This is a genomic window from Pantoea sp. ARC270 (assembly GCF_003236725.1).
GTDB lineage: Bacteria > Pseudomonadota > Gammaproteobacteria > Enterobacterales > Enterobacteriaceae > Pantoea > Pantoea anthophila.
Genome location: NZ_PUGA01000019.1, coordinates 42,887 through 64,862, shown reverse-complemented (window position 1 = coordinate 64,862; position 21,976 = coordinate 42,887). Strand labels below are relative to the sequence as shown.

At 59.7% G+C, this 21,976-nt stretch carries 17 protein-coding genes; 9 read left to right on the top strand and 8 right to left on the bottom strand.

What is annotated here, in order from left to right:
* Positions 1-60 precede the first annotated feature (60 nt).
* From parC to ftsP, 3 genes are all read left to right on the top strand, one after another.
* Positions 61-2,334, top strand: coding sequence for a DNA topoisomerase IV subunit A (gene parC, locus CKF42_RS10745; protein WP_111208165.1), 2,274 nt, complete (start codon positions 61-63; stop codon positions 2,332-2,334).
* Between the two features lie 45 nt (positions 2,335-2,379).
* Positions 2,380-3,117: a 1-acylglycerol-3-phosphate O-acyltransferase gene (locus CKF42_RS10740; protein WP_046102557.1), complete on the top strand. Its 738-nt coding sequence runs from the start codon at positions 2,380-2,382 to the stop codon at positions 3,115-3,117.
* A gap of 146 nt (positions 3,118-3,263) precedes the next feature.
* Positions 3,264-4,694, top strand: coding sequence for a cell division protein FtsP (ftsP, locus tag CKF42_RS10735; protein WP_009087261.1), 1,431 nt, complete (start codon positions 3,264-3,266; stop codon positions 4,692-4,694).
* 80 nt (positions 4,695-4,774) lie between these two features.
* Here ftsP and dkgA read toward each other — a convergent pair whose 3' ends face one another.
* On the bottom strand, positions 4,775-5,599 hold the full coding sequence (gene dkgA, locus CKF42_RS10730; RefSeq protein ID WP_009087259.1) for a 2,5-didehydrogluconate reductase DkgA: 825 nt from the start codon (positions 5,597-5,599) through the stop codon (positions 4,775-4,777).
* 203 nt (positions 5,600-5,802) lie between these two features.
* On the opposite strand from dkgA, the gene CKF42_RS10725 reads away from it, so the two are divergent.
* Positions 5,803-6,711, top strand: coding sequence for an AraC family transcriptional regulator (locus CKF42_RS10725; RefSeq protein WP_009087257.1), 909 nt, complete (start codon positions 5,803-5,805; stop codon positions 6,709-6,711).
* A 32-nt stretch (positions 6,712-6,743) separates the two neighbouring features.
* Here CKF42_RS10725 and CKF42_RS10720 read toward each other — a convergent pair whose 3' ends face one another.
* Both CKF42_RS10720 and metC read right to left on the bottom strand, forming a co-directional pair.
* Positions 6,744-7,406 carry a DedA family protein gene (locus CKF42_RS10720; RefSeq protein WP_009087255.1) on the bottom strand — a complete coding sequence of 221 codons (663 nt, stop codon included), beginning with the start codon at positions 7,404-7,406 and terminating at the stop codon, positions 6,744-6,746.
* 171 nt (positions 7,407-7,577) lie between these two features.
* Positions 7,578-8,768 (bottom strand): cystathionine beta-lyase, encoded by a 1,191-nt coding sequence (gene metC, locus CKF42_RS10715; protein ID WP_111208164.1) that lies wholly within the window; start codon positions 8,766-8,768, stop codon positions 7,578-7,580.
* Between the two features lie 261 nt (positions 8,769-9,029).
* On the opposite strand from metC, the gene exbB reads away from it, so the two are divergent.
* The 3 genes from exbB (at position 9,030) to CKF42_RS10700 (ending at position 11,740) form a co-directional block, all read left to right on the top strand.
* Positions 9,030-9,752 carry a tol-pal system-associated acyl-CoA thioesterase gene (gene exbB, locus CKF42_RS10710; RefSeq protein WP_009087251.1) on the top strand — a complete coding sequence of 241 codons (723 nt, stop codon included), beginning with the start codon at positions 9,030-9,032 and terminating at the stop codon, positions 9,750-9,752.
* A 6-nt stretch (positions 9,753-9,758) separates the two neighbouring features.
* The gene (gene exbD / locus CKF42_RS10705) at positions 9,759-10,181 is read left to right on the top strand and encodes a TonB system transport protein ExbD (protein ID WP_111208163.1); all 423 of its coding nucleotides are present in this window, start codon (positions 9,759-9,761) and stop codon (positions 10,179-10,181) included.
* A 236-nt stretch (positions 10,182-10,417) separates the two neighbouring features.
* Complete coding sequence (locus CKF42_RS10700) at positions 10,418-11,740, top strand: MFS transporter (RefSeq protein ID WP_046102555.1); 1,323 nt, start codon at positions 10,418-10,420, stop codon at positions 11,738-11,740.
* Here the strand turns inward: CKF42_RS10700 and CKF42_RS10695 are convergent.
* The 5 genes from CKF42_RS10695 to CKF42_RS10675 are packed head-to-tail and all read right to left on the bottom strand — an operon-like array spanning position 11,737 to position 17,006.
* Entirely contained in the window at positions 11,737-12,726 is a 990-nt protein-coding gene (locus CKF42_RS10695) for a spore coat U domain-containing protein (protein ID WP_199559864.1), read from the bottom strand. The genes CKF42_RS10700 and CKF42_RS10695 overlap by 4 nt on opposite strands.
* On the bottom strand, positions 12,723-15,170 hold the full coding sequence (locus tag CKF42_RS10690; protein WP_111208162.1) for a fimbria/pilus outer membrane usher protein: 2,448 nt from the start codon (positions 15,168-15,170) through the stop codon (positions 12,723-12,725). Before CKF42_RS10690 ends, CKF42_RS10695 begins: the two co-directional genes overlap by 4 nt.
* Positions 15,171-15,177: 7 nt before the next feature.
* On the bottom strand, positions 15,178-15,873 hold the full coding sequence (locus CKF42_RS10685; protein ID WP_111208161.1) for a molecular chaperone: 696 nt from the start codon (positions 15,871-15,873) through the stop codon (positions 15,178-15,180).
* 25 nt (positions 15,874-15,898) lie between these two features.
* Positions 15,899-16,390 carry a spore coat U domain-containing protein gene (locus tag CKF42_RS10680; RefSeq protein WP_009087239.1) on the bottom strand — a complete coding sequence of 164 codons (492 nt, stop codon included), beginning with the start codon at positions 16,388-16,390 and terminating at the stop codon, positions 15,899-15,901.
* A gap of 46 nt (positions 16,391-16,436) precedes the next feature.
* Positions 16,437-17,006: a spore coat protein U domain-containing protein gene (locus tag CKF42_RS10675; protein WP_009087237.1), complete on the bottom strand. Its 570-nt coding sequence runs from the start codon at positions 17,004-17,006 to the stop codon at positions 16,437-16,439.
* Between the two features lie 544 nt (positions 17,007-17,550).
* On the opposite strand from CKF42_RS10675, the gene CKF42_RS10670 reads away from it, so the two are divergent.
* Together CKF42_RS10670 and CKF42_RS10665 are read left to right on the top strand one after the other, a co-directional pair.
* Positions 17,551-19,635: a bifunctional diguanylate cyclase/phosphodiesterase gene (locus CKF42_RS10670; protein WP_058956421.1), complete on the top strand. Its 2,085-nt coding sequence runs from the start codon at positions 17,551-17,553 to the stop codon at positions 19,633-19,635.
* A gap of 145 nt (positions 19,636-19,780) precedes the next feature.
* Complete coding sequence (locus CKF42_RS10665) at positions 19,781-21,925, top strand: bifunctional diguanylate cyclase/phosphodiesterase (protein ID WP_111208160.1); 2,145 nt, start codon at positions 19,781-19,783, stop codon at positions 21,923-21,925.
* The last annotated feature ends 51 nt before the right edge of the window (positions 21,926-21,976 follow it).

The window sequence follows — 21,976 nt, the reverse complement described above, 5'->3', positions numbered from 1 at the left end:
TCGCCAAACCACCGCCGGGTGTCCCGCCGTTGTGGGCCACGATGTGAGGATGAGAAATTAATGAGTGAACTGACTCAGGATGGTGCAGAGCGTCTTGCCCTGCATACGTTTACCGAGAACGCGTACTTAAACTATTCGATGTACGTCATCATGGACCGCGCCCTGCCTTATATTGGCGACGGGTTAAAGCCGGTCCAGCGCCGTATTGTCTACGCCATGTCCGAACTGGGACTGAACGCCAGCGCAAAATTTAAAAAATCGGCGCGTACTGTCGGTGACGTGCTGGGTAAATACCATCCGCACGGCGACAGCGCCTGCTATGAAGCGATGGTGCTGATGGCGCAGCCTTTCTCCTACCGCTATCCGCTGGTTGATGGCCAAGGAAACTGGGGGGCGCCGGACGATCCCAAGTCGTTTGCTGCGATGCGTTACACCGAATCGCGCCTGTCAAAATATGCTGAAGTGCTGCTGAGCGAGCTGGGGCAGGGGACGGTCGATTATCAGCCGAACTTCGACGGTACGCTGCAGGAGCCGAAGATGCTGCCGGCGCGCCTGCCGAACATTCTGCTCAACGGCACCACCGGTATTGCAGTCGGTATGGCGACCGACATCCCGCCGCACAACCTGCGTGAAGTGGCGCAGGCGGCGATTGCCCTGATCGACTCGCCAAAAACCACGCTGGAACAGCTGCTCGATATTGTTCAGGGGCCTGATTATCCGACCGAGGCGGAGATCATCACGCCCCGTGACGAAATCCGCAAAATCTATCAGTCCGGGCGTGGCTCCATCCGCCAGCGTGCGGTCTGGAAAAAGGAAGAGGGCGAGGTGGTCATCACCGCGCTGCCGCATCAGGTTTCAGGCGCGCGCGTGCTGGAGCAGATCGCGAACCAGATGCGCAATAAAAAGCTGCCGATGGTCGAGGATCTGCGTGATGAATCGGATCATGAGAACCCGACCCGGCTGGTGATCGTGCCGCGATCCAACCGGGTCGATCTCGATCAGGTCATGAACCATCTGTTCGCCACCACCGATCTGGAAAAAAGCTACCGCGTTAACCTCAACATGATCGGGCTGGATAACCGTCCGGCGGTGAAAAACCTGCATGAGATCCTGACCGAATGGCTGGTGTTCCGTCGCGAAACGGTAAAACGCCGTCTTAACTACCGTCTGGATCGCGTGCTGCGTCGCCTGCATATCCTGGAAGGGCTGCTGGTGGCGTTCCTCAACATCGATGAGGTAATCGAAATCATCCGAACGGAGGATGAGCCGAAGCCGGTGCTGATGTCGCGTTTTGGCATCAGTGAAACTCAGGCCGAATCGATTCTCGAACTGAAGTTACGCCACCTGGCAAAACTGGAAGAGATGAAAATCCGTGGCGAGCAGGCGGATCTGGAAAAAGAGCGCGATCAGCTGCAGGCCACGCTGGCCTCTGAGCGCAAGATGAACACCCTGCTGAAGAAAGAGCTGCAGGCTGACAGCGCCAGCTATGGCGATGAGCGTCGTTCGCCGCTGCGTGAGCGTGAAGAAGCTAAAGCCCTGAGTGAAACCGAGCTGGTGCCGTCTGAGCCGGTCACCATTGTGCTGTCGCAGATGGGCTGGGTACGCAGTGCTAAAGGGCACGATATTGATCCGGCGGGCCTGAGCTACAAAGCGGGTGACAGCTATCTGGCTGCCGCACGCGGCAAGAGCAATCAGCCGGTGGCCTTTATCGACTCCACCGGCCGCAGCTATACCCTGGACCCGACGTCGCTGCCTTCTGCACGCGGACAGGGCGAGCCGCTGACCGGCAAGCTGACGCCACCGCCGGGCGCCGTGGTTGAACAGGTGCTGATGGAAGCTGATGACCAGCGTCTGCTGATGGCCTCGGATGCGGGTTACGGCTTTATCTGCACCTTCAGCGACCTGGTGTCGCGCAACCGCGCCGGTAAAGCGCTGCTGACACTGCCGGACAACGCCCGCGTGATGACGCCGATGGCCGTGCATCATGAAGATGACATGCTGCTGGCGATCACGCAGGCGGGACGGATGCTGATGTTCCCGGTCGGAGAGCTGCCGCAGATGTCGAAAGGCAAGGGCAACAAAATCATCTCCATTCCTTCTGCGGAAGCGGCCGCCGGTCAGGACAGACTGGCCTGGCTGATGATCCTGCCACCGGGCAGCGCGATTACGCTGCACGTCGGCAAGCGTAAAATGTTGTTGCGCAGTGAAGAGCTTCAGAAATTCCGCGCCGATCGCGGACGTCGCGGCACGCTGTTACCGCGCGGCCTGCAAAAAATTGATCGTGTTGAACTGGATGCGCCTGCGCGTCCGGCGAGCCCGGATAGCGAAGCGTAAACAACCCGGCTGACCCCGTGTCAGCCGTGGCTCAATGAGGGAACTATGCTACTGATTCTGCGTACCATTATTGTCATCATCTATTCGATTTTGATCTGTGTGTTTGGCTCTGTCTGGTGTCTTTTTTCACCGCGCGATCCGCGTCACGTCGCCACCTTTGGCCATCTGTTTGGCCGCTTATCGACGGTGTTTGGCCTGAAAGTCGAACTGCGTAAACCGGAAGGGGCGGAGAACTACGGGAATGCGATCTACATCGCGAACCACCAGAACAACTACGACATGGTCACCGCCGCCAAAATTGTGCAGCCTTCGACGGTCACGGTCGGTAAAAAGAGCCTGTTGTGGGTGCCCTTTTTTGGCCCGCTCTACTGGCTGACCGGCAACCTGCTGATTGACCGTGACGACCGTGCTAAAGCGCGCGGCACCATCGGTGAGCTGGTGGATCAGTTCAACCGCAAGCGCATCTCCATCTGGATGTTCCCGGAAGGCACGCGCAGTCGGGGCCGTGGCCTGCTGCCGTTTAAAACCGGGGCATTCCACGCTGCTGTCGCGGCGGGCGTGCCGATCATTCCGATTGTGGTCTCCAACACCCATGACAAGATCAACCTTAACCGCCTGAAAAATGGCCTGGTCATCGTTGAGATGCTGCCACCGGTTGACGTAAAGGCGTTCGAATCGGTTTCGGTGCGTAAGCTGGCTACCCACTGTCGCGAACTGATGGCCGCGAAGCTGGAAGAGCTGAACGCCGAAGTGGCCGAGCGCGAAAAAAACGGAAAAATCTGACCGGCGAGCCGTTCGCCGAACTATCCTGCATGGATGCCACACGGCGTGGCAGTGACTGCCCGCCGTCGTGAACGCAGCACAGCAAAAACAGAGCAATAAAAACAGGGTCGGCGCGTTAGCGCCACGCGTAAAGGGTCAGAAGTTTTATGTCTTTCAGCAGACGTCAGTTCATCCAGCTTTCTGCCGGAGTAGCGCTTAGCGCCGGTATCATCCCTCATGCGGCCCGTGCCGCGTCTTCTGCCAGTGGCGACACACCGCTTCCGGTTCCGCCGTTGCTGGAGTCCCGTCGCGGCCAGCCGCTGTTCCTGACGATGCAGCGCAGCCACTGGTCCTTTAATGGCGACAACAACAAAGTACCGGTCTGGGGCATCAATGGCCTCTACCTGGGGCCGACCGTCCGGGTTTACAGCGGCGATGACGTTAAGCTGATCTACAGCAACCGGCTGAATGAACCGGTTTCCATGACCGTCAGCGGCCTGCAGCTGCCAGGCGCCCTGATGGGCGGCGCGCCGCGCATGATGTCGGCCGGGGTTGACTGGGCACCGGTCCTGCCGATTCGTCAGGCCGCCTCGACCTGCTGGTATCACGCCAACACGCCAAACCGCATGGCTCCGCATATCTACAATGGACTGGCGGGCATGTGGCTGGTGGAGGATGACGTCAGCAAGCAACTGCCGTTGCCAAAGCACTACGGCGTGGATGACTTCCCGATTATTATTCAGGACAAGCGGCTCGATAACTTTGCCACCCCGGTCTACGACCCGCCGCAGGATGGCGGCTTTCTGGGCGATACGCTGCTGGTAAATGGCGTCCGCAATCCGTACGTCGAAGTGTCACGCGGCTGGGTGCGTCTGCGTCTGCTGAATGCCTCGAATGCGCGACGCTATGAGATGGTGCTCAGCGATAACCGTCCGTTTATGGTTATTGCCAGCGATCAGGGTTTTCTCTCTGCCCCGGTGGCGGTGCAGCGTCTCTCGCTGGCACCCGGTGAGCGCCGGGAGGTGCTGATAGACATGTCGCAGGGCGATGAGGTGTCGATTACGGCGGGAACGGCGGCGGGCATCATGGATCGGCTGCGTGGCTTCTTCGAGCCCTCATCGATTCTGACCTCTACCCTGATCCTGACCCTGCGGCCCACCGGTTTACTGCCGCTGGTGACCGATAACCTGCCGATGCGGCTGCTGGCCGATCAGATTCTGGATGGGGCGTCGGTTCGCACCCGCGAATTCCGTATCGGCGACACGATGCCGGGCATCAATGGCGCGCTCTGGGATATGAACCGGATTGATACCACCGCGCAGCAGGGCACCTTTGAGCGCTGGATCCTGCACGCCGATCGGCCACAGGCGCTGCATATTCAGGGCGTCATGTTCCTGATTAAAAGTGTTAATGGCGCACAGCCGATGGGCGAAGATCGTGGCTGGAAAGATACGGTGTGGGTCGATGGCAGTGTGGAACTGATGGTCAGCTTCCCGCAGAGTTCGTCAGACCATTTCCCGTTCGTCTATTACAGCCAGACGCTGGAACTGGCCGATCGTGGCACGGCCGGTCAGCTGGTGGTACAGCCTTCTGCATAACGCACAGGGTCAGGCGGAGAGACCCGCCTGACCCACGCTTTCTGCTCTGCCGCCCCAGAGCGGTCAGTGCGTTACCGGGCTTAGTTAAAAGTTTCCGGGTCCGGCCCCAGACGATTGCCGCTGTCCAGCTTCGCAATATCACTCACTTCATGCTTATCCAGACGGAAGTCGAACACCTTAAAGTTCTCTTCGATACGGGCTGGGGTTACAGATTTCGGGATCACCACCAGGCCACTGTCCAGATGCCAGCGGATGACGATCTGGGCCGGGGTCTTGCCATACTTCTTCGCCAGCGACTTGATGATCTCCTGATCGAACACCCCTTTGCCGCCCTGCGCCAGCGGACTCCAGGATTCGGTCTGAATCTGGTGCATCGCGTTCCAGGCGTGAAGGGTGCGCTGCTGCAGCATCGGGTGCAGCTCAATCTGATTGACCACCGGGGTAACACCGGTTTCATCCATCAGTCGCTTCAGATGCGCTTCATGGAAGTTGCAGACGCCGATACTTTTCGTCAGTCCCTGCTGCTGCAGCTCAATCATCTTCTTCCAGGCATCCACATAGTGATCTTTTTCCGGGCAGGGCCAGTGCATCAGGTAGAGATCGACCTGTTCCAGCTGCAGTTTTTGCAGGCTGGTTTCCATCGCCTGCTGAACGTTCTGCTGATCGTCATTCCACAGTTTGGTGGTGACAAAAATCTCTTCACGCGGCACGTCGGTTTCCTGCAGTGCCTGACCAATCGCCTCTTCATTTTTGTAGGCCGCGGCGGTGTCGATTGAGCGATAGCCGACTTCCAGCGCTTTCAGCACCGCATGACGTGCATCTTCAATGCTGGCCTGCCACACGCCGAGTCCCAGTTGCGGCATCATATTGCCATCGCGCAGTTTAATAATGGGCTGGTCTGCCATAGTTGCTCCTTTCCGTTGCGGTTAACCCGTGAGATTTCACTGTGCTTAAGTCTAGCCAACAATTTTCAGCCTGCTCAGTGGAGCGATCCGCCCGCGTTCTGAAGCCCTGCCTGATTCGGTAAAATTCTTGCCTGATTCTCCAGCCCGCTGGTGATTTGCACATCCGCGCGGCACACTGGATTTTTACCCGTAAAGGAGTCGCTATGGCGCACGATGCACTGTGTCACCGGCTGGCACAGCAGGTAGTTAACTTAATGACTCAGGGTCGCGACCGGCTCTGTCAGGTCGAAAATGTGTCGCTGATCTACGCAAATCAGTATCGTCCCCGGACGCCGATGATGTATCAGCCCGGCATTGTCATTTTGTTTCAGGGCAGCAAAACCGGCTACCTTGGCAGCACCGTCTTTCAGTATGACGCCAGCAAATATCTGATGCTCACCGTGCCGCTGCCGGCGGAGTGCGAAACCTGGGCGTCGCCGGAAACCCCGATTGCCGGACTGTGTCTCAATGTGGACACCGCCAGCCTGCAGGATCTGCTGATCGAAATCGGCGATGACGATCAGTTTCAGCCGCAGCCGCTGACCTCCGGTATCCACTCGGCGTGGCTGACGGAGCCGATGCTCTGTGCCGCCGAACGCCTGCTTGATGTGATGACTCAGCCGCGCGAAGCGCGGGTGCTGGGACCGCACATTGTGCGGGAGATTATCTATTACGTGCTGACCGGCCCGATTGGCGGCGCGCTGCTCTCACTGGTGAGCCGGCAGACCCAGTTCAGCCAGATCGCGCGTGCGCTGCGCCGGATTGAGAATCACTATGCGGATAACCTCAGCGTCGATGCACTGGCGGCAGAAGTGAACATGAGCGTTTCCGCTTTTCACCATAACTTTAAAGCGGTCACCCAGACGTCGCCGTTGCAGTACCTCAAGCGCTATCGTCTGCATCAGGCGCGGCTGCTGATGTTGCACGATGGGCTGAAAGCGAGCGCGGCGGCGGTGCGGGTTGGCTATGAAAGCCCTTCACAGTTTTCGCGGGAGTTTAAGCGCTACTTTGGCGTAACGCCGGGAGAAGAGGTGAGTCGGGTCAGGCAGACGGTCGCGGATCCGTCCGCCTGAGAGGCGGCAGATCCCGGCACCGCGTGCTGCAATCAGGCCTGTTTCTGCCGACGCTTTTTCCAGATCACCAGAATGCTGCCAAACAGGCCGACCACCAGTAACACCATCGGCAGCACCATCAGGATCGCCATCACCTGATCTTCATGACGCTTGATAAACGGCACCTGGCTGATGCCATAGCCAAAGGCGACCACAATGCCGACCCACAGCACGCCGCTGAGCCAGTTAAAGAGCTGGAAGCGACTGTTCTGCAGGCCCGCAATTCCCGCCATGGTGGGCAGAATGGTGCGGATAAACGCGAGAAAGCGGCCGACCAGCAGCGCCATCAGGCCGTGACGGTTAAACATATTCCAGGCGCGCTGATGATACTGCGCGGGCAGATGCATCAGCCAGCTCTTCACCAGGCGGGTATTGCCCAGCCAGCGCCCCTGCAGATAACTCAGCCAGCAGCCGAGGCTGGCGGCGGTCGTGAGGATCACCATCGTGGGGACAAAATCCATGACCCCCTTGGCCACCATCGCACCCGCCAGTAACAGCAGGCTGTCGCCCGGCAGGAAGGAGGCAGGTAACAGACCATTTTCCAGAAACAGCGTCAGAAACATCACGCCATACACCACCCATACCACATCCGGATTTGCCAGCGCGGCAAAATCCTGATGCCAGAGCGCCTGGACAATCTCGTGTAAAACACCCATTAGCGATTCCATCACGTCACAAGGAACTATTCGTCTGCATTCCGCGCGCGCAGTGACTGCACTGACACGCTGAACGATACGGGATAAATGTTAACAACAAATCCGTCATAGCCCGGCAAACTCACTGGTCAGCCGCGACCCGGTTTATCTTCTGTTTACTTTTTTCTTTGCTCAGCGCGTCAGACGCGCAAAACCGGCCTCCAGATCGGCAATCAGGTCATCCACATGCTCCAGACCGATGTGCAGCCTGACCAGCGTACCGGTGAAATCCACGCCGCCCGCCGGACGAATCGCGGCCAGTTCTTCAGGCTGATTGGCCAGGATCAGCGATTCATAGCCGCCCCAGGAGTAAGCCATGCTGAAATGATGGAAGTGATCGAGATATTCCGCCAGCTGCGGGGCGCTCAATTTTTCCTGCAGAATGAATGAGAAGAGGCCGCTGCTGCCGTTAAAGTCGCGCTGCCAGAACGTATGGCCTTTGCTCTGCGCCAGCGCAGGATGGTTGACGCGGGCCACCTCGGGCCGTGCTGCCAGCCACTCCGCGACCTGCAGGGCGCTCTCTTCATGCTGACGCAGACGGGTGCCCAGAGTGCGCAGGCCGCGGCTCGCCATATAGGCGGTATCGGCATCGACCATCTGGCCCATCAGATAGGAGTTTTCGCGCAGCTGATCGATGCAGCGCGCATTGGCGACCGCCGTGCCGATCATCGCATCGCTGTGTCCAATCAGATATTTGGTCCCAGCCTGAATCGAGATATCGACGCCGTGCGCCAGCGCATCAAACAGGATACCGGCTGCCCAGGTGTTATCGAGCATGATGATCGCCTCTGGCGTGATGGCGCGCACCGCCGCCACAATCGCCGGAATATCCTGCACTTCCATGGTAATTGAGGCGGGGGACTCCAGAAACACGACGCGGGTGTTGGGCTGGACCAGCGCACCGATTTCGCTGCCGATGCTGTGATCGAACCAGCTGGTCGAGACATTCATCTTCGCCAGAATTCTGGTGCAGAAATCCTGCGTCGGTTCATAGACCGCGCCGCTCATCAGGAGATGATCGCCCGCTTCGACGAAGGCCAGAATCGCATTCGCCACCGCTGCCGCACCGCAGGGGTAGAGCACGCAGCCCGCGCCGCCTTCCAGCTCCGTCATCGCATCCTGCAACGCGAAGTGCGTCAGGGTGCCACGACGGCCATAAAAGAGTTCACCTTTTGCCCGTCCTGCGGTCGCGCGTTTTTTCTCCGCGACCGTATCAAAAACCAGCGAGGAAGCGCGCTGAATCACGCTGTTCACCGAACCCTGGGTATAACGCTTGCTGCGTCCTGCACTGACGAGCGTGGTATCAATTTTTCTGGTGGTCATGAGTCGCCCTTGCCGCTTCTGACTAAGCTCTCACGTTACCACGAAACGGCCAGCAGGGTTGAGACTCAATGGCGATTATCAGAACAGAGAGCAGGATAAAAAGCGGGTTGAAAGCCGCGCGGGTTACGGCAAAGCGGGCGGTCAGAGTTTGTAAATAGTAATGAGAACTACTATCAATTCGCCATTATTTTGCTATTATTCGCGCTTGTCCCGCATCCCTGTATATGAAGTTGGAGAAGCAGCGTGGTAGCCAGTGATTTGATGCAAACGGACCTCTCCGTTTGGGGCATGTATCAGCATGCCGATATCGTGGTAAAGGTGGTCATGATTGGCCTGTTGTTGGCCTCCGTAGTGACCTGGGCGATATTCTTTGGCAAATATGCCGAACTCAGCGCCGCGAAGCGCCGCCTGAAGCGCGAGCAGCTGGCGCTGGGCGAAGCGCGCAGTCTGAATGACGCCGCCCGCATTGCCCAGTCGTTTACCGATCACAGTCACAGCGTCGTACTGCTGAACGATGCGCAGAATGAACTGACGCTGTCGGCGGGCGTGGAAGATACCAACGGCATTAAAGATCGTACCAGCTTCCGCCTGGAGCGCCGCGTTGCTGCGTTCAGCCGCCACGCCGGACGCGGAAATGGCTTCCTTGCGACCATCGGCTCTGTCGCGCCCTTTATCGGTCTGTTCGGCACCGTCTGGGGCATCATGAACAGCTTTATCGGTATCGCCAAAACCCAGACCACCAATCTCGCGGTGGTGGCACCGGGTATCGCCGAAGCGCTGCTGGCGACCGCGATTGGCCTGGTCGCGGCGATCCCGGCGGTGGTGATCTACAACGTCTTTGCCCGCATGATCGCCAACTACAAAGCCTCGCTGGGTGATGTCGCTGCGCAGGTGATGCTGCTGCAGAGCCGTGACATCGACCTGGGCACCGTGGCGACTGAGGTTCCGCGTCCTGCAGCGGCTCAGAAACTGCGCTTAGGGTAAGTTCTTATGGCAATGCGATTAAACGACGATCTGCAAACCGATGGTGAAATGCATGAGATCAACGTGACGCCGTTTATCGACGTCATGCTGGTGCTGCTGATCATCTTTATGGTGGCCGCGCCACTGGCCACGGTCGACGTGCGCGTCAATCTGCCTGCCTCTACCAGCGCGCCGCAGCCGCGTCCGGAAAAACCGGTTTACCTGTCGATTAAAGCGGATAAACAGCTTTACGTCGGTAACGACGCGGTGACGCCGGACTCACTGGTGAATGTGCTGACCAGCCAGACCCAGGGCAATAAAGAGACCACCATTTTCTTCCAGGCCGACAAGTCGGTCGATTATGAAACGCTGATGAGCGTGATGGATAAGCTGCGCTCGGCGGGCTACCTGAAAATTGGTCTGATGGGCATGGAAACCGTGAAGAAATAGCGGGTTATCCGGCACGACAAAGAGGCGACTGAGGCAGTCGCCTTTTTTTATGGCCCCTTGCTGACCAGATGATATCTGGCCGATCCGCCGTGACACCGATCACTTATGCTGGCTGGTCCGTATTGTTAATTTGTTGTTACTTATGTACATAGAATTGTAAAGTGCAATGGTGAGCCAGGTCACATTATTCTCGCGGCAGGCAGGCTAAAACGGCTAAAAAACAACAGGAAGCCGTTATGAGTCACGCCCCGTCTTTACAAAAGCCCCCAAAAAGCGCCGCCCGAACCATCTTCAACGTCACCAGTGGTAACTTCCTGGAGATGTACGATTTCATGGTCTTTGGCTACTACGCCACGGCCATTGCTAAAACCTTCTTCCCCGGCGACGACCCGTTCGCTTCCCTGATGCTGACCCTGATGACCTTTGGCGCAGGCTTTCTGATGCGCCCGCTGGGGGCGATTATTCTGGGCGCGTACATCGACCATCATGGTCGCCGCAAAGGCCTGCTGCTGACGCTGGGCCTGATGGCGATTGGCACCCTGACTATCGCGCTGGTGCCGGGTTACGCCACGCTGGGCGCTGCGGCGCCGATTCTGATCCTGCTGGGACGTCTGCTGCAGGGCTTCTCCGCGGGCGTTGAGCTGGGGGGCGTGTCGGTCTACCTGGCCGAAGTGGCGCCGAAAGGGCGCAAAGGCTTTTTCGTCAGCTGGCAGTCGGGCAGTCAGCAGATTGCGGTGATCTTCGCCGCCCTGCTGGGTCTGATGCTGAACCATCTGCTGGCGAAAGAGGCGGTGACAGAGTGGGGCTGGCGTATCCCGTTTGTGGTGGGCTGTTTGATTGTGCCGTTCCTGTTTTATATCCGCCGCACGCTGGAAGAGACTGAAGCGTTCAGCAAACGCAAGCATCATCCGCGCATGACGGAGATCATGCGCTCGGTCGCCAGCAACTGGGCGCTGGTGCTGGCGGGGATGCTGATGGTGGTCACTACCACGGTGATGTTCTACATGATCACCGCCTTTACCCCGACCTTTGGCAAAACCGTGCTGATGATGAGTGATAAGCAGGCGTTCATGGTGACGCTCTGCGTCGGCGTCTCCAATCTCTTCTGGCTGCCGCTGATGGGCGCGCTGTCGGACCGCATCGGGCGTCGTCCGCTGCTGATCGCCTGTACCCTGCTGATGATTGTCACCACCTGGCCGGTGCTGCACTGGCTGGTCGGCTCAGCCAGCTTCGCCCATCTGCTGGAAGCAGAGCTGTGGCTGTCGTTTCTCTATGCCAGCTACAACGGGGCGATGGTGGTCTATCTGGCAGAGATCATGCCTGCTGAGGTGCGCGCGGCTGGTTTCTCCATGGCGTACAGCCTGGCGACGGCGCTGTTTGGCGGCTTTACCCCTGCCATCTCCAGCTACCTGATCCACGCCACCGGCGACAAGGCGATGCCGGGCGTCTGGCTGACCTTTGCGGCCATCTGCGGGCTGATCGGCACCCTGCTGATAGGCCGGATGGTGAAGCAGTATCAGCTGCGCCACAGCGGTACGCCGGTCAGCGCCTCGCTCTAAAAGGCTAAATCGACCACCACGCTGTCGCTGTAGTTTCCGGCGGGCGGCGTGGCCTGCGTCGTCAGGATGCGCGCGGTGTAGTTAAAGCCGCGCGTCAGTCCATCCGCAGAGACTGCGGTCGAGGTCGTGCTGCTCCAGCGCTCCGTCCCTGAGGGTCCCCAGCGATTGCTGGTCGTGCCTTTGTAGATCTCATAGCTCAGACGATTCGTTCCGCTCGCCATATTCCTCACGCTGCTCACCGGGTAGCTGCCATTGCTCAGTCCGACCGTATAGGTGCTGCCTTTGCTGCACAGCACATTGATGGTCTGCGACACCGCAGAGAAGCTGCCGACCAGCGGCGCGCTGCCGAAGCTGATGTTGGGCGAGGTAATGGTGGTGCAGTCATTGGTGAGCGTGGCGGTCACGGTTATCGGGATCACGCCACTGCCGTTCTGTTCGCTTAAGCAGACGTTTCCCACGCTGACACTGGTACAGACGCGATACGTCACGGCCATGTTCAGCGTCACCTGATAGGTGCCGGCGGCCACCACCTGACCGGGAGCGGTGCGCAGGTAAACCGGGATAGCGAAGTTGAGGCTGCCCAGTAACCCCGCCAGATTGACCAGCGTCTGTGACCCATAGACGTAGGCCGCGCCGCCAATCGTCAGTTCACTGGCGCAGGCGCTGTCGGTGCAGAGCCGCACCGGCACATTATCGCTGCCGGTGTCACCGCTGCGTTTCAGGGTGCCGCGCGTGCCGCTGACATTCGTCGCGCCGGTCAGCTGAAACGTAATCTGGTTATTACCCAGCAGCGAGAGCGCGCTGCCCGAGCCACAGTTGACGTTGGCGTTGGTGGTGGTGGCGTTCACGGTGGTATTCGCCACAAATGTCGTGAGGGAGCCGAAGCTGGCGGTGGAGGCGGGAAGGGTACAGGCAGCATAACCCAGCGACGGCAGACAGAGCAGCAGGCCCGCAGGGATCAGCCATTTCAGCAGAATTTTTATCATGGTCGCGCTCCGGAAGAGAAAGTATCAGCGGGCGTGGCGGCGCTGCCCGTGGCCGGTGCAGGCAGCGGACAGGTCAGCGGGCCATAGGTTTTCAGCGCCTGCGGCTGACCGCTGGCGATGTGCAGTTCGGTTTCACAGCGGCGGCCGTCGGGCGTGACCACCGCGATCGGATTGCTGACCGTCAGCGCCTCCATCCAGACAATTCCATCCCAGCCCACATACTCCGTGGGATGATCGGGCCGCACGACCTGGCTTGAGACCGGCAGTGGCTGGCCCTGCGCATCGACCAGAATCACGCTGGCCGATCGCAGCCTCTCTACAGGGAAGTTGAGCAGATAGCCACTCTGACGCCGGACGGCAACGCGCTGCTCAACCTGCGGCGTGGTCATATCGGCGGGCAGATCCAGGGTGTCGATATCATATTTAGCCGGGTAGTAGCTGCTGATGGTGGGCACCAGCAGATAGCCCTGCTGGTTGGTTCGTCCCATCGACTGATTCTCGTAGCGGACGTTGACGTCCGGGTAGCGGGTTTTCACCAGCACAAAGGCGTCGTTGATGGCGTTGGCGGCAAAGACGCTGTTGTCCATCAGTACCAGCGCGCCGGAGAGATCGGCCCACTGCGTGAGGTTGTCGTCGTCGCCATAAAAGCCTCCCGAGGCGTCAACCTGGTTGTTGCGGTAGCGCAGGCTGCCCTGACGGTAATCGCCGCTGTCACCGCTCTGATTCGCCCAGGAGGCATCCCAGGCGAATCCGCCGTCGCTGGGCATGGCGCGTGAGGCGTAGACGCGCTGGCTGTTGCGGCCGCGCCGGTCGCGTTCGGTGCTGATCGCGGCACTGCCCTGTTCACCAAAGGGGATCACCAGCGAGATCGCGCCGGTCCAGCTCTTCTCCTGCTGATCGCGGCTGGCGGAGACGTAGAGGCTGCTGTTGCCCCACAGGTTTTTACTCCAGGAGAGATTCCACAGGCGGGTGCGGTCGCCCTGACCGTCGGTAATATCGATAAAGGCGGCGCCGACGCTGCCAAAACGGTTCAGTGAGACGCTGGCGCTGTACTGCGCACTGCGGCGCGACAGCGCGAAGCGGCTATCTGCCTGACTTCCGGCACGGCTGCCGACCAGCGCCAGGTTGCCAAAGTCGCGGCTGCGCCGGGTCTGCTGCGTGCCGAAATTGAACCAGCGGTTGTTGTACTGATAACCCCAGCTGTATTGCCCGCCGCGCTCGCCATCCAGCTGACTCTGCGCCACCGCGCCGTTTACCACCCCCCAGCTGCCGACGCGCAGCTGGCCGCCCAGCCCGCCCATTGCCAGGTTTTCGCTGCCCTCGGCCTGGCTCTCCAGCGTCAGCCAGTCGGTCATGCCATAACGATACGCGCCGCTGGCGGCGGCCTGTCCGTAATCGAAGTTTTTAATGCCGTAGTTCTCGCGGATCGCCCCGGCGGAAAAGGCGTAATCCGACAGTCCCGCTTTCAGCAGGTTACTGGAGACGTAAAAGGGCATGGTCGTGGTGATGCGTCGGCCTGTTGCATCGGTGGTGGTGATCACCGCATCACCCGCGCCGTTGACGAACGGGACATTGGTCAGCGACCAGGGGCCAGGCTGCACGTTCGCCTGGCTGGAGCGATAGCCATTAATAAACAGATCCACGGTGGAGGGAACGGCGGCCTGGCCGGAAAAGGCGGGCAGCGGGTAGGTGACCAGATCGGGCCGTATGCTGAAGTCGCGACCGATGCGGATGCCGCCGAGCCGCACGCTGCTGCCCCAGGCGAGCGAGTCGCTGACCAGATCCCCGACCCGCCAGCTCACCGCCGCATTTTCATCTTCGTTGCTCCACCAGGTGTCGTAGCGGATGTAGCCATCATCCTGATAAGAGGAACTGCCTTCCAGCTGCTGCTGCCAGACGCCGTTGCTGGAGAGGTGCCCGGCCTCCCCGAACAGCCGCAGCTCATTCCAGGCGGAGAGGCGGGTGCCGCTGTTGTCGGTGCGGCTGGCGTAAAGATCGTAGTTAAGCAGCGCGCCGCTGCTGGTCCGTCCCGGATAGCGCGGCCCGTTTTTCGCCTCGCCAATCACCTGGCCGGGAAGCCACTCTGGCGGCACGGTCAGCAGCAGCCGCTGCCGCGCAGCATCATAATCCACCCTGACCAGGGGCAGGCTGCTGACATCGACCTGCGGCTGCTGGCCCAGCTTTTCCCGCGGCAGACCGGCACGCTGCAGATCGCCGCTGCGCAGCCAGAAGTGACCGTCGCGTTGCTCTGCCGGTACGATATTGCCCTCTGCCTGCTGATTCACCACCAGCTCCAGCATATATTGCTGGCCGCTGTCGCGGGACTGCAGGCTCGGCGGCGGTGGCAGGGAGGAGTAAGTCTCCGCCAGCACGCTATCCGGCGAGCAGGCGTAGCAGAGGCTGGCAACCGCCAGCGCACAGGGATGAAGCGGGTAGCGTCTCATTCAGCACTTACTTCTGAGCCGCGCTGCGCCACGGGCGCTTGTTGACCTCAGCGCTCAGCTCGCCGCTGACCGGGGAGGTGAGCGGCCAGCGATGCATGCTGTCCGCCAGCACATAGCCGTACAATCCTTCCCCCAGCCGGCGACCGCCAATCGTGACATTGCTCAGCCGGGCGTGGCCGCTGCCACTATTAGTCAGCTGAAGCCAGCGCTTGCCGCCGTCGCTGACCTGCTGCCAGCGCAACTCCGGCCGGGCGCTGTCGGTGTTCAGCCCGGAGCCATAGACAAACAACGGCACGGAATAGCGCATCTGAAACGTCAGCCCGGCCTGATTCTCACCGGGATTGCGCGGCGCCGGGATCTCATCCAGCACCACCCGATAGGCCAGCTCTTTACCGGCCGCAGGCGGCGTCTGTTTAATCAGCCTGACCAGCTGCTTCTGGCCCGGCTCCATCCGCACCATCGGCGGGCTGGCCACCACCTGCTGCTGAGTCTGATACTGCTCCTGGCCGCTGACCTGCTGCCAGCTGAAGACGCGGATCTGCATCAGCGTAGTGCTGTTACCGCGATTTTCCAGCCAGAGTTCGCTGGCTTTCTCGTCAGGATTAATGGCGGGATCGATGGGCCAGATCATCACCGAGTTAGCGGCGAAGGCCGGAGAGAGCAGGATGGGGCTCAGCAGCAGCAGAGCGCACAGTGACTTCATGATCATATCCTTGTTTTTTATCGCCTCACCAGCTCAGGGTGACGGTCAGCGTGTCGGTATAAACGCCGGCGCGCGCGGTGCCGGGAAGTTGCAGCTGGCCATAGATCGGCAGCGTAATGTTACCGGCATTGCTGTAGCTCAGCGGCACGGCCTGGTTGACCGGGATCACCGTGGTGCGGCTGGCATTGCTAAAGAGCGTATAGGGAACGGTATTGCTGAAATTGGGCAACTTCAGGTTGCGGGTGGTGGTGTAGTTGTTGCCCTGATTGATGCTCATGCTCAGCGTAGTGCCGGGTGTGCAGGCGAGATTGATGGTCGTGCTCTGCAGAAAGCTGGCGTTGACGGTCGCTGTCGCCACGCCAGACTGCGTGCCGAAATTGAGCGTGCCGAAAACGCCGGTATTAGTACCGGATATCACGCAGCCTGCCACGATCGATGCGGAGACCTGAAAGGTGCTGGTGGGCAGCCCCCAGGCGCTGACGCTCCCTGTCAGCAGAGGCAAAGCACGTGCGATCATCAGGCAGGATCGCCAGAGAACCACCCTCATTGACCTGCGGCAGCAGTTAATAATTCACGGCGACGTTAATGGTATCGGTGTAGGTTCCGGCCGGAATCAGCGGGTTAAAGCCGCCGCCGACCACCCGGCCATAGATGGCGTAGTTGGTGCCCAGCGTCGGATCGTTGGTGCCGCTGGCGGCAATCGGCGTATTGTTGGCAATCGCGGTAGTGAAGGAGGCATCGCTGTAGAGGGTATAGGCGATGCCCTGCGCATTGTCCGATCCCAGCAGCAAATAGCGCGGTGACGCAGAGGCGGTGCCATAGATGGTCGCTGGCGCCGCGTTGCTGCTGGTCACCACCACGTTATAGTCCTGACCGGTGGTGCAGCGCACGTAGATGCCGTTACCGGCGGCGCCCACCAGGGTGGCGTTCAGCGTATCAAAGGTGGCGGCGCTGCTACCAAAGTTCAGCGTACCGAAGTTAACGCCTGCCGTGGCGGACTGACCGTTGACCAGGCAACCGGTGGTCAGCGTGAGGGTGGCATTGATGGTCCCGGAGGTGGTTGCCGCCTGGGTTAAGGTCGGAAGTGACAGCGTTAATCCCGCAGCAGCACACAGAAAAAGCTTGAGTTTCATAATATTTCCTTACGGATTATCAGGAGTCAGTGCTTTTTCACCTGGTATTAATTAACGATTTGGCCCAAAAATAAGAAATAAATAAAGCAGTGCCCGCAACGGGGCTGTCTTAAGAAAAATCTTAGACTTAAGGGTGCTGATTTATATCAGTTTTACTTACTATAGAACAGTTAACGCGTCTGGCGAAGTGCTCCTGATTATTTTTCACTAATCTAATGGTCACTTCAGCCGATAACCCAGTAATAGCAAGGTGTGTAAGCGTAACGGGAAAGCAGAAATCCCTGTTTTTTTCCTCGCGTACAGGCTTTCCGCTTCGGTAATATGTTGCTGTATCAATCAGACATAATAACGATTTACCGGCTCGCTTAGCGGATGCGGGAACAGGATGCTGCGCATCGTTCTCCTGCGCTGGCGGGCGGGTTTTGCCGGAAATAATCCCTGGCGAAATACCGGCATTAAATAACTTTCACCCCCGCGGGGGTTTTCAGATGACTTATCAGACTTTACACAGCACCCGTTCAGCACGGGTGGTGAGGAGTGGCACATGCTGCATATCACCTGGGATAACGTCCTGATCGGCATTTCGCTGATCGTGGCGTTTGTTGCCTCTTTTACAGCCCTGGATACCGCCGGACGGGTGGCGGTCTCCCAGGGCTGGCCTGCCCGATTCTGGCTGCTGGTCGGCGGCACCGCCATGGGAATTGGCATCTGGGCCATGCACTTTATCGGCATGCTGGCGATGATGATGCCGATGACGATGCGCTATGACGTGCCGCTGACGGCAGGCTCGCTGCTGGTGGCGATTCTGGCCGCCATGCTGGCTTTCGGACAGACGGTGGGAGGCGTACATCTCACCCGTTTCCGGCTGCTGCGCGGCAGTCTGATCCTGGGCGCGGGGGTAGTGGTCATGCACTATCTCGGCATGTCTGCGCTGCTGATTGAACCGGGGCCTGACTGGAATCCTCTGCTGGTCGCCCTCTCTGTGCTGATCGCCTTTGTGGCCTCTGCGCTGGCGTTATGGCTGGCGTTTCATCTGCGCCAGGGGGAGCAGCATCTGCTGCTGATGCGCAGCCTGGCCTCCCTGGTGATGGGGATCGCCATCGCCGGTATGCACTACGTGGGCATGGCCGCCGCACGGTTCAGCCCGAGCAGCACCATGCAGCCGCATGGCCTCAGCAATCCGGGGCTGGCGGTATGGGTAACGCTGATCACCCTGCTTATTCTGAGCGTCACGCTGCTGAGTTCCATGCTGGATGCTCAGCTGCGCGCGGCACGGCTGGCGGCGCGGCTCAATCGTGCCAACCAGGAGCTGCGCCAGCTGGCGATGCACGACAACCTGACCGCGCTGCCGAACCGGGTCATGCTGGAGCAGCAGCTCGATCTGGCGATTAAGCAGGCGATGCTGCAGGAGAGCCGCTTTGCCGTGTTCTATATGGATCTGGATGGCTTCAAAGCGGTGAATGACACCTGGGGACATCACGTCGGTGACCGCCTGCTGGTTGCAGTCGCGGAGCGGCTGCGCAGCCAGCTCACGACCACGATGCTGCTGGTGCGTCTGGGCGGCGATGAGTTTGTGCTGATGGCAGAGGCGCTGGATATCACGCCGGCCCGTCAGCTGGCGCAAAAGCTGGTTAAGGTGATCAGCACCCCCTTTGAACTTGACCGCTATGTGCTGCACGTGTCACTCAGCGCCGGCATTGCAATCTTTCCGCTGCACGGGCGAAACCGGCATGAGCTGCTGTTTAATGCGGATGCGGCGATGTATCACACCAAACACAACGGGCGCAATGGCTGGTGCCTGTTTGAACCGGCGATGAGCGATGCGACCCAGCATCAGCTGGAGCTGGCGAACGATCTGTGGGAGGCGATAGAGCGCCAGCAGATGCGCCTGTTCTATCAGCCCAAATTCAGTTCCGGCGGCACCCTGTTACTGGGATTCGAGGCGCTGCTGCGCTGGCAGCATCCGCTGCGCGGGTTACTGACGCCGGAGCTGTTTCTGCCGCGCGCCGAAAAGACTGGACAGATTGTCGCGCTTGGCAACTGGGTGATCGAGGAGACCTGCCGCCAGCTGAGAAGCTGGCACAATCAGGGCCACAGTGACTGGACGGTGTCGGTGAACCTCTCCGCCCTGCAGTTTCATCAGCGCGATCTGCTGACCACGCTGACCCGGACGCTGGCGCACTTCCAGCTGCCAGCCAGCGCGCTGATGCTGGAGATCACCGAAACGATAGCCATGCGCGACCCGCTGTTCAGCCAGCAGCGCATCCGCGAACTGCAGCAGGCGGGTATCAGCGTCGCCATTGATAATTTTGGCATCGGCTATGCCAACCTGCTGCATCTCAAAGATCTGGATGCCTGCGAACTCAAAATTGACCGCAGCTTTATCAACTGCCTGCGGCCCGGCAGTGAAGATGCAACGGTGGTCAGCGCCATGCTGACGCTGGCGCAGAGTCTCAACCTGCGCATGGTGGCGGAAGGGGTGGAAACCGAAGAGCAGCAGCATTTACTCACCAGCTTAGGCTTTGATGCCCTGCAGGGGTATCTGCTGGGCAAGCCTACCCCGGCGGACCGGGTTGACGCGTTCCGTTTCGCCTCACGGCGGCAGCCGGTGGCGTCACTCTCGGGCTGAACGTCACGATAGTTTTCAGCAATCAGAGTAAGTGAAAGCATGCAGCCTGCGCGGCTCATTAACCGCCGGGCGGTGCCGATAACAAAAAGAACACTTTCAGAACTCTCTGTCTAACCACAAGCACGGCTTTTCGCGGGAATGCACTATGTTAGCGACCTCATACGACTCTTTTATTGTTATCGTCTCGATTCTGGTCGCGATGCTGGCTTCGTTTACCGCGCTGGATATGGCAGGGCGGGTGGTGCATTCGACCGGCAAAGTCGCGCTGGTCTGGCTGTTCGGCGGCGGTTTTTCCATGGGGATCGGCATCTGGGCGATGCACTTTATCGGCATGCTGTCGATGAACATGGATATGGTGATGAGCTATAACGCCTCACTGACCGCGCTCTCTGCCGCCATCGCGGTGTGTGCGTCGATATTTGCGCTGTGGCTGGTCTGCCATAGCGATCTGCCCTGGCCGCGGCTGGCGGGCGGCGCGCTGATCCTCGGCAGCGGCGTGGTGGCGATGCACTACACCGGCATGGCGGCCCTGATGTTCTCGCCCGGTATCGTCTGGCAGTGGGGCTGGGTGGGGCTGTCGGTAGTCATCGCCCTGGCGGCCTCTGGCGCGGCGCTGTGGCTCGCCTTTAACCTGCGCGAAGGGCAGACCAGCCGGGTCACGCTGCTGCGGATTGGCGCCGCAGTGGTGATGGGGTTTGCCATTGCAGGTATGCACTACACCGGCATGATGGCCGCCGAGTTTCCCGCGCACAGTCATTCGGTGGGGCAGGGCGTCAACAGCAACTGGCTGGCGATTCTGGTCACCGTGGTCACCCTCTCTATCCTGGGGATTACCCTGCTGGTCTCTATGCTGGATGCGCGGATGCAGGCGCGCACCTCGATTCTCGCCAGCTCTCTGGCGGAGGCGAATCGCGAGCTGGCCCAGCTGGCGCTGCACGATAACCTGACGCGGCTGCCAAACCGCATCCTGCTGGAAGATCGGCTGGAGCAGGCGATCAACAAAGCGAACCGTGAACAGACGCAGTTCGCCCTGATGTTTATGGATCTGGATGGCTTCAAGGCGGTTAACGACGCCTTTGGTCACCATATTGGTGACAGTCTGCTGGTTGGCGTAACCGAGAGAATGAGTCAGCAGATGACCGGCTACTACACGCTGGCGCGGCTTGGCGGCGATGAGTTCGTGCTGCTGGTGGAGATTGACGATCCCAATGATGCCGCGGCCGTCGCCGATAAGCTGGTCAAAGCGGTGGATCGTCCGTTTGATATCTCCCGCTATGAACTGGTGGTTTCCCTGAGTCTCGGAATTGCCGTCTATCCCGGCGACGGAGTGGATGAGCGGGAGCTGATGTTCAATGCGGATGCGGCGATGTACCACACCAAAAATAATGGCCGCAACGGCTATACCTTCTTTCAGCCCTCCATGAATATTCAGGCACAGAGTCAGCTACAGCTGAATAACGATCTCTGGCAGGCGCTGGATAATGATGAGCTGCGCCTCTTCTACCAGCCAAAATTCTGCGCCCCGCGTGGTCCGATCCTCGGTTTTGAGGCGCTGCTGCGCTGGCAGCATCCGCAGCACGGCCTGCTGTCGCCCGACAAATTCCTGCCGATGGCGGAAAAGACCGGGATGATTGTTAATATCGGCAACTGGGTAATTCAGGAAGCCTGCCGCCAGCTGCGCCAGTGGCATCTGCAGGGGCACCCGCACTGGTCGGTGGCGGTTAACCTCTCGGCGTTGCAGTTTGAGCAGTCGAATCTGGTGGAGACGGTGGTTGAGGCGCTGGCAAAACATCAGATTCCGGCCGAGCTGCTGACCCTGGAGGTGACAGAAACCACCGCGATGCGCGACCCCGATGAGAGCGTGCGTATCCTGACCGAGCTGACCCGGCTGGGCGTGAAAGCCTCGATTGATGATTTCGGCACCGGCTACTCGAGCCTGCTCTATCTGAAGCGATTACCGGCCAGCGAACTGAAGATCGACCGGGCCTTTGTGAACGAGCTGCAGCATCAGAAAGAGGATGCCACCATCGTGTCGGCCATCGTGGCGCTGGCGCAGTCGCTGCAACTCAAAGTGGTGGCTGAAGGGGTAGAAACTGCCGAACAGCAGGCGTTTCTGACCAGCCTGGGCTGCAATACGCTGCAGGGCTATCTGCTGGGTAAGCCGGTTCCGCCGGAGCGGGTGCCGGAGCTGACCGACTTTGTCGCGGCAGAAACTGAAGAAACGGTGGCCAGCACGGGCCTGATTGCGGATGGCGATCGGCCGCTGACGCCCGAGGTGGCAGCGGTCTGACGCGCGCGTCGGGGCTGAAAAAGCGTCCCGTGCGCGTTGCGTCAGTGCAAC

What these genes read in the sequence shown, in the direction of transcription:
- CKF42_RS10680 (WP_009087239.1), bottom strand. Translation starts at nt 16,390, where the DNA reads ATGATCGCACGTGCTTTGCCTCTGCTGACAGGGAGCGTCAGCGCCTGG.
- CKF42_RS10665 (WP_111208160.1), top strand. Translation starts at nt 19,781, where the DNA reads ATGTTAGCGACCTCATACGACTCTTTTATTGTTATCGTCTCGATTCTG.
- CKF42_RS10690 (WP_111208162.1), bottom strand. Translation starts at nt 15,170, where the DNA reads ATGAGACGCTACCCGCTTCATCCCTGTGCGCTGGCGGTTGCCAGCCTC.
- dkgA (WP_009087259.1), bottom strand. Translation starts at nt 5,599, where the DNA reads ATGGCAGACCAGCCCATTATTAAACTGCGCGATGGCAATATGATGCCG.
- CKF42_RS10740 (WP_046102557.1), top strand. Translation starts at nt 2,380, where the DNA reads ATGCTACTGATTCTGCGTACCATTATTGTCATCATCTATTCGATTTTG.
- ftsP (WP_009087261.1), top strand. Translation starts at nt 3,264, where the DNA reads ATGTCTTTCAGCAGACGTCAGTTCATCCAGCTTTCTGCCGGAGTAGCG.
- parC (WP_111208165.1), top strand. Translation starts at nt 61, where the DNA reads ATGAGTGAACTGACTCAGGATGGTGCAGAGCGTCTTGCCCTGCATACG.
- CKF42_RS10725 (WP_009087257.1), top strand. Translation starts at nt 5,803, where the DNA reads ATGGCGCACGATGCACTGTGTCACCGGCTGGCACAGCAGGTAGTTAAC.
- exbD (WP_111208163.1), top strand. Translation starts at nt 9,759, where the DNA reads ATGGCAATGCGATTAAACGACGATCTGCAAACCGATGGTGAAATGCAT.
- CKF42_RS10670 (WP_058956421.1), top strand. Translation starts at nt 17,551, where the DNA reads ATGCTGCATATCACCTGGGATAACGTCCTGATCGGCATTTCGCTGATC.
- CKF42_RS10700 (WP_046102555.1), top strand. Translation starts at nt 10,418, where the DNA reads ATGAGTCACGCCCCGTCTTTACAAAAGCCCCCAAAAAGCGCCGCCCGA.
- CKF42_RS10695 (WP_199559864.1), bottom strand. Translation starts at nt 12,726, where the DNA reads ATGATAAAAATTCTGCTGAAATGGCTGATCCCTGCGGGCCTGCTGCTC.
- exbB (WP_009087251.1), top strand. Translation starts at nt 9,030, where the DNA reads ATGCAAACGGACCTCTCCGTTTGGGGCATGTATCAGCATGCCGATATC.
- CKF42_RS10685 (WP_111208161.1), bottom strand. Translation starts at nt 15,873, where the DNA reads ATGAAGTCACTGTGCGCTCTGCTGCTGCTGAGCCCCATCCTGCTCTCT.
- CKF42_RS10720 (WP_009087255.1), bottom strand. Translation starts at nt 7,406, where the DNA reads ATGGGTGTTTTACACGAGATTGTCCAGGCGCTCTGGCATCAGGATTTT.
- CKF42_RS10675 (WP_009087237.1), bottom strand. Translation starts at nt 17,006, where the DNA reads ATGAAACTCAAGCTTTTTCTGTGTGCTGCTGCGGGATTAACGCTGTCA.
- metC (WP_111208164.1), bottom strand. Translation starts at nt 8,768, where the DNA reads ATGACCACCAGAAAAATTGATACCACGCTCGTCAGTGCAGGACGCAGC.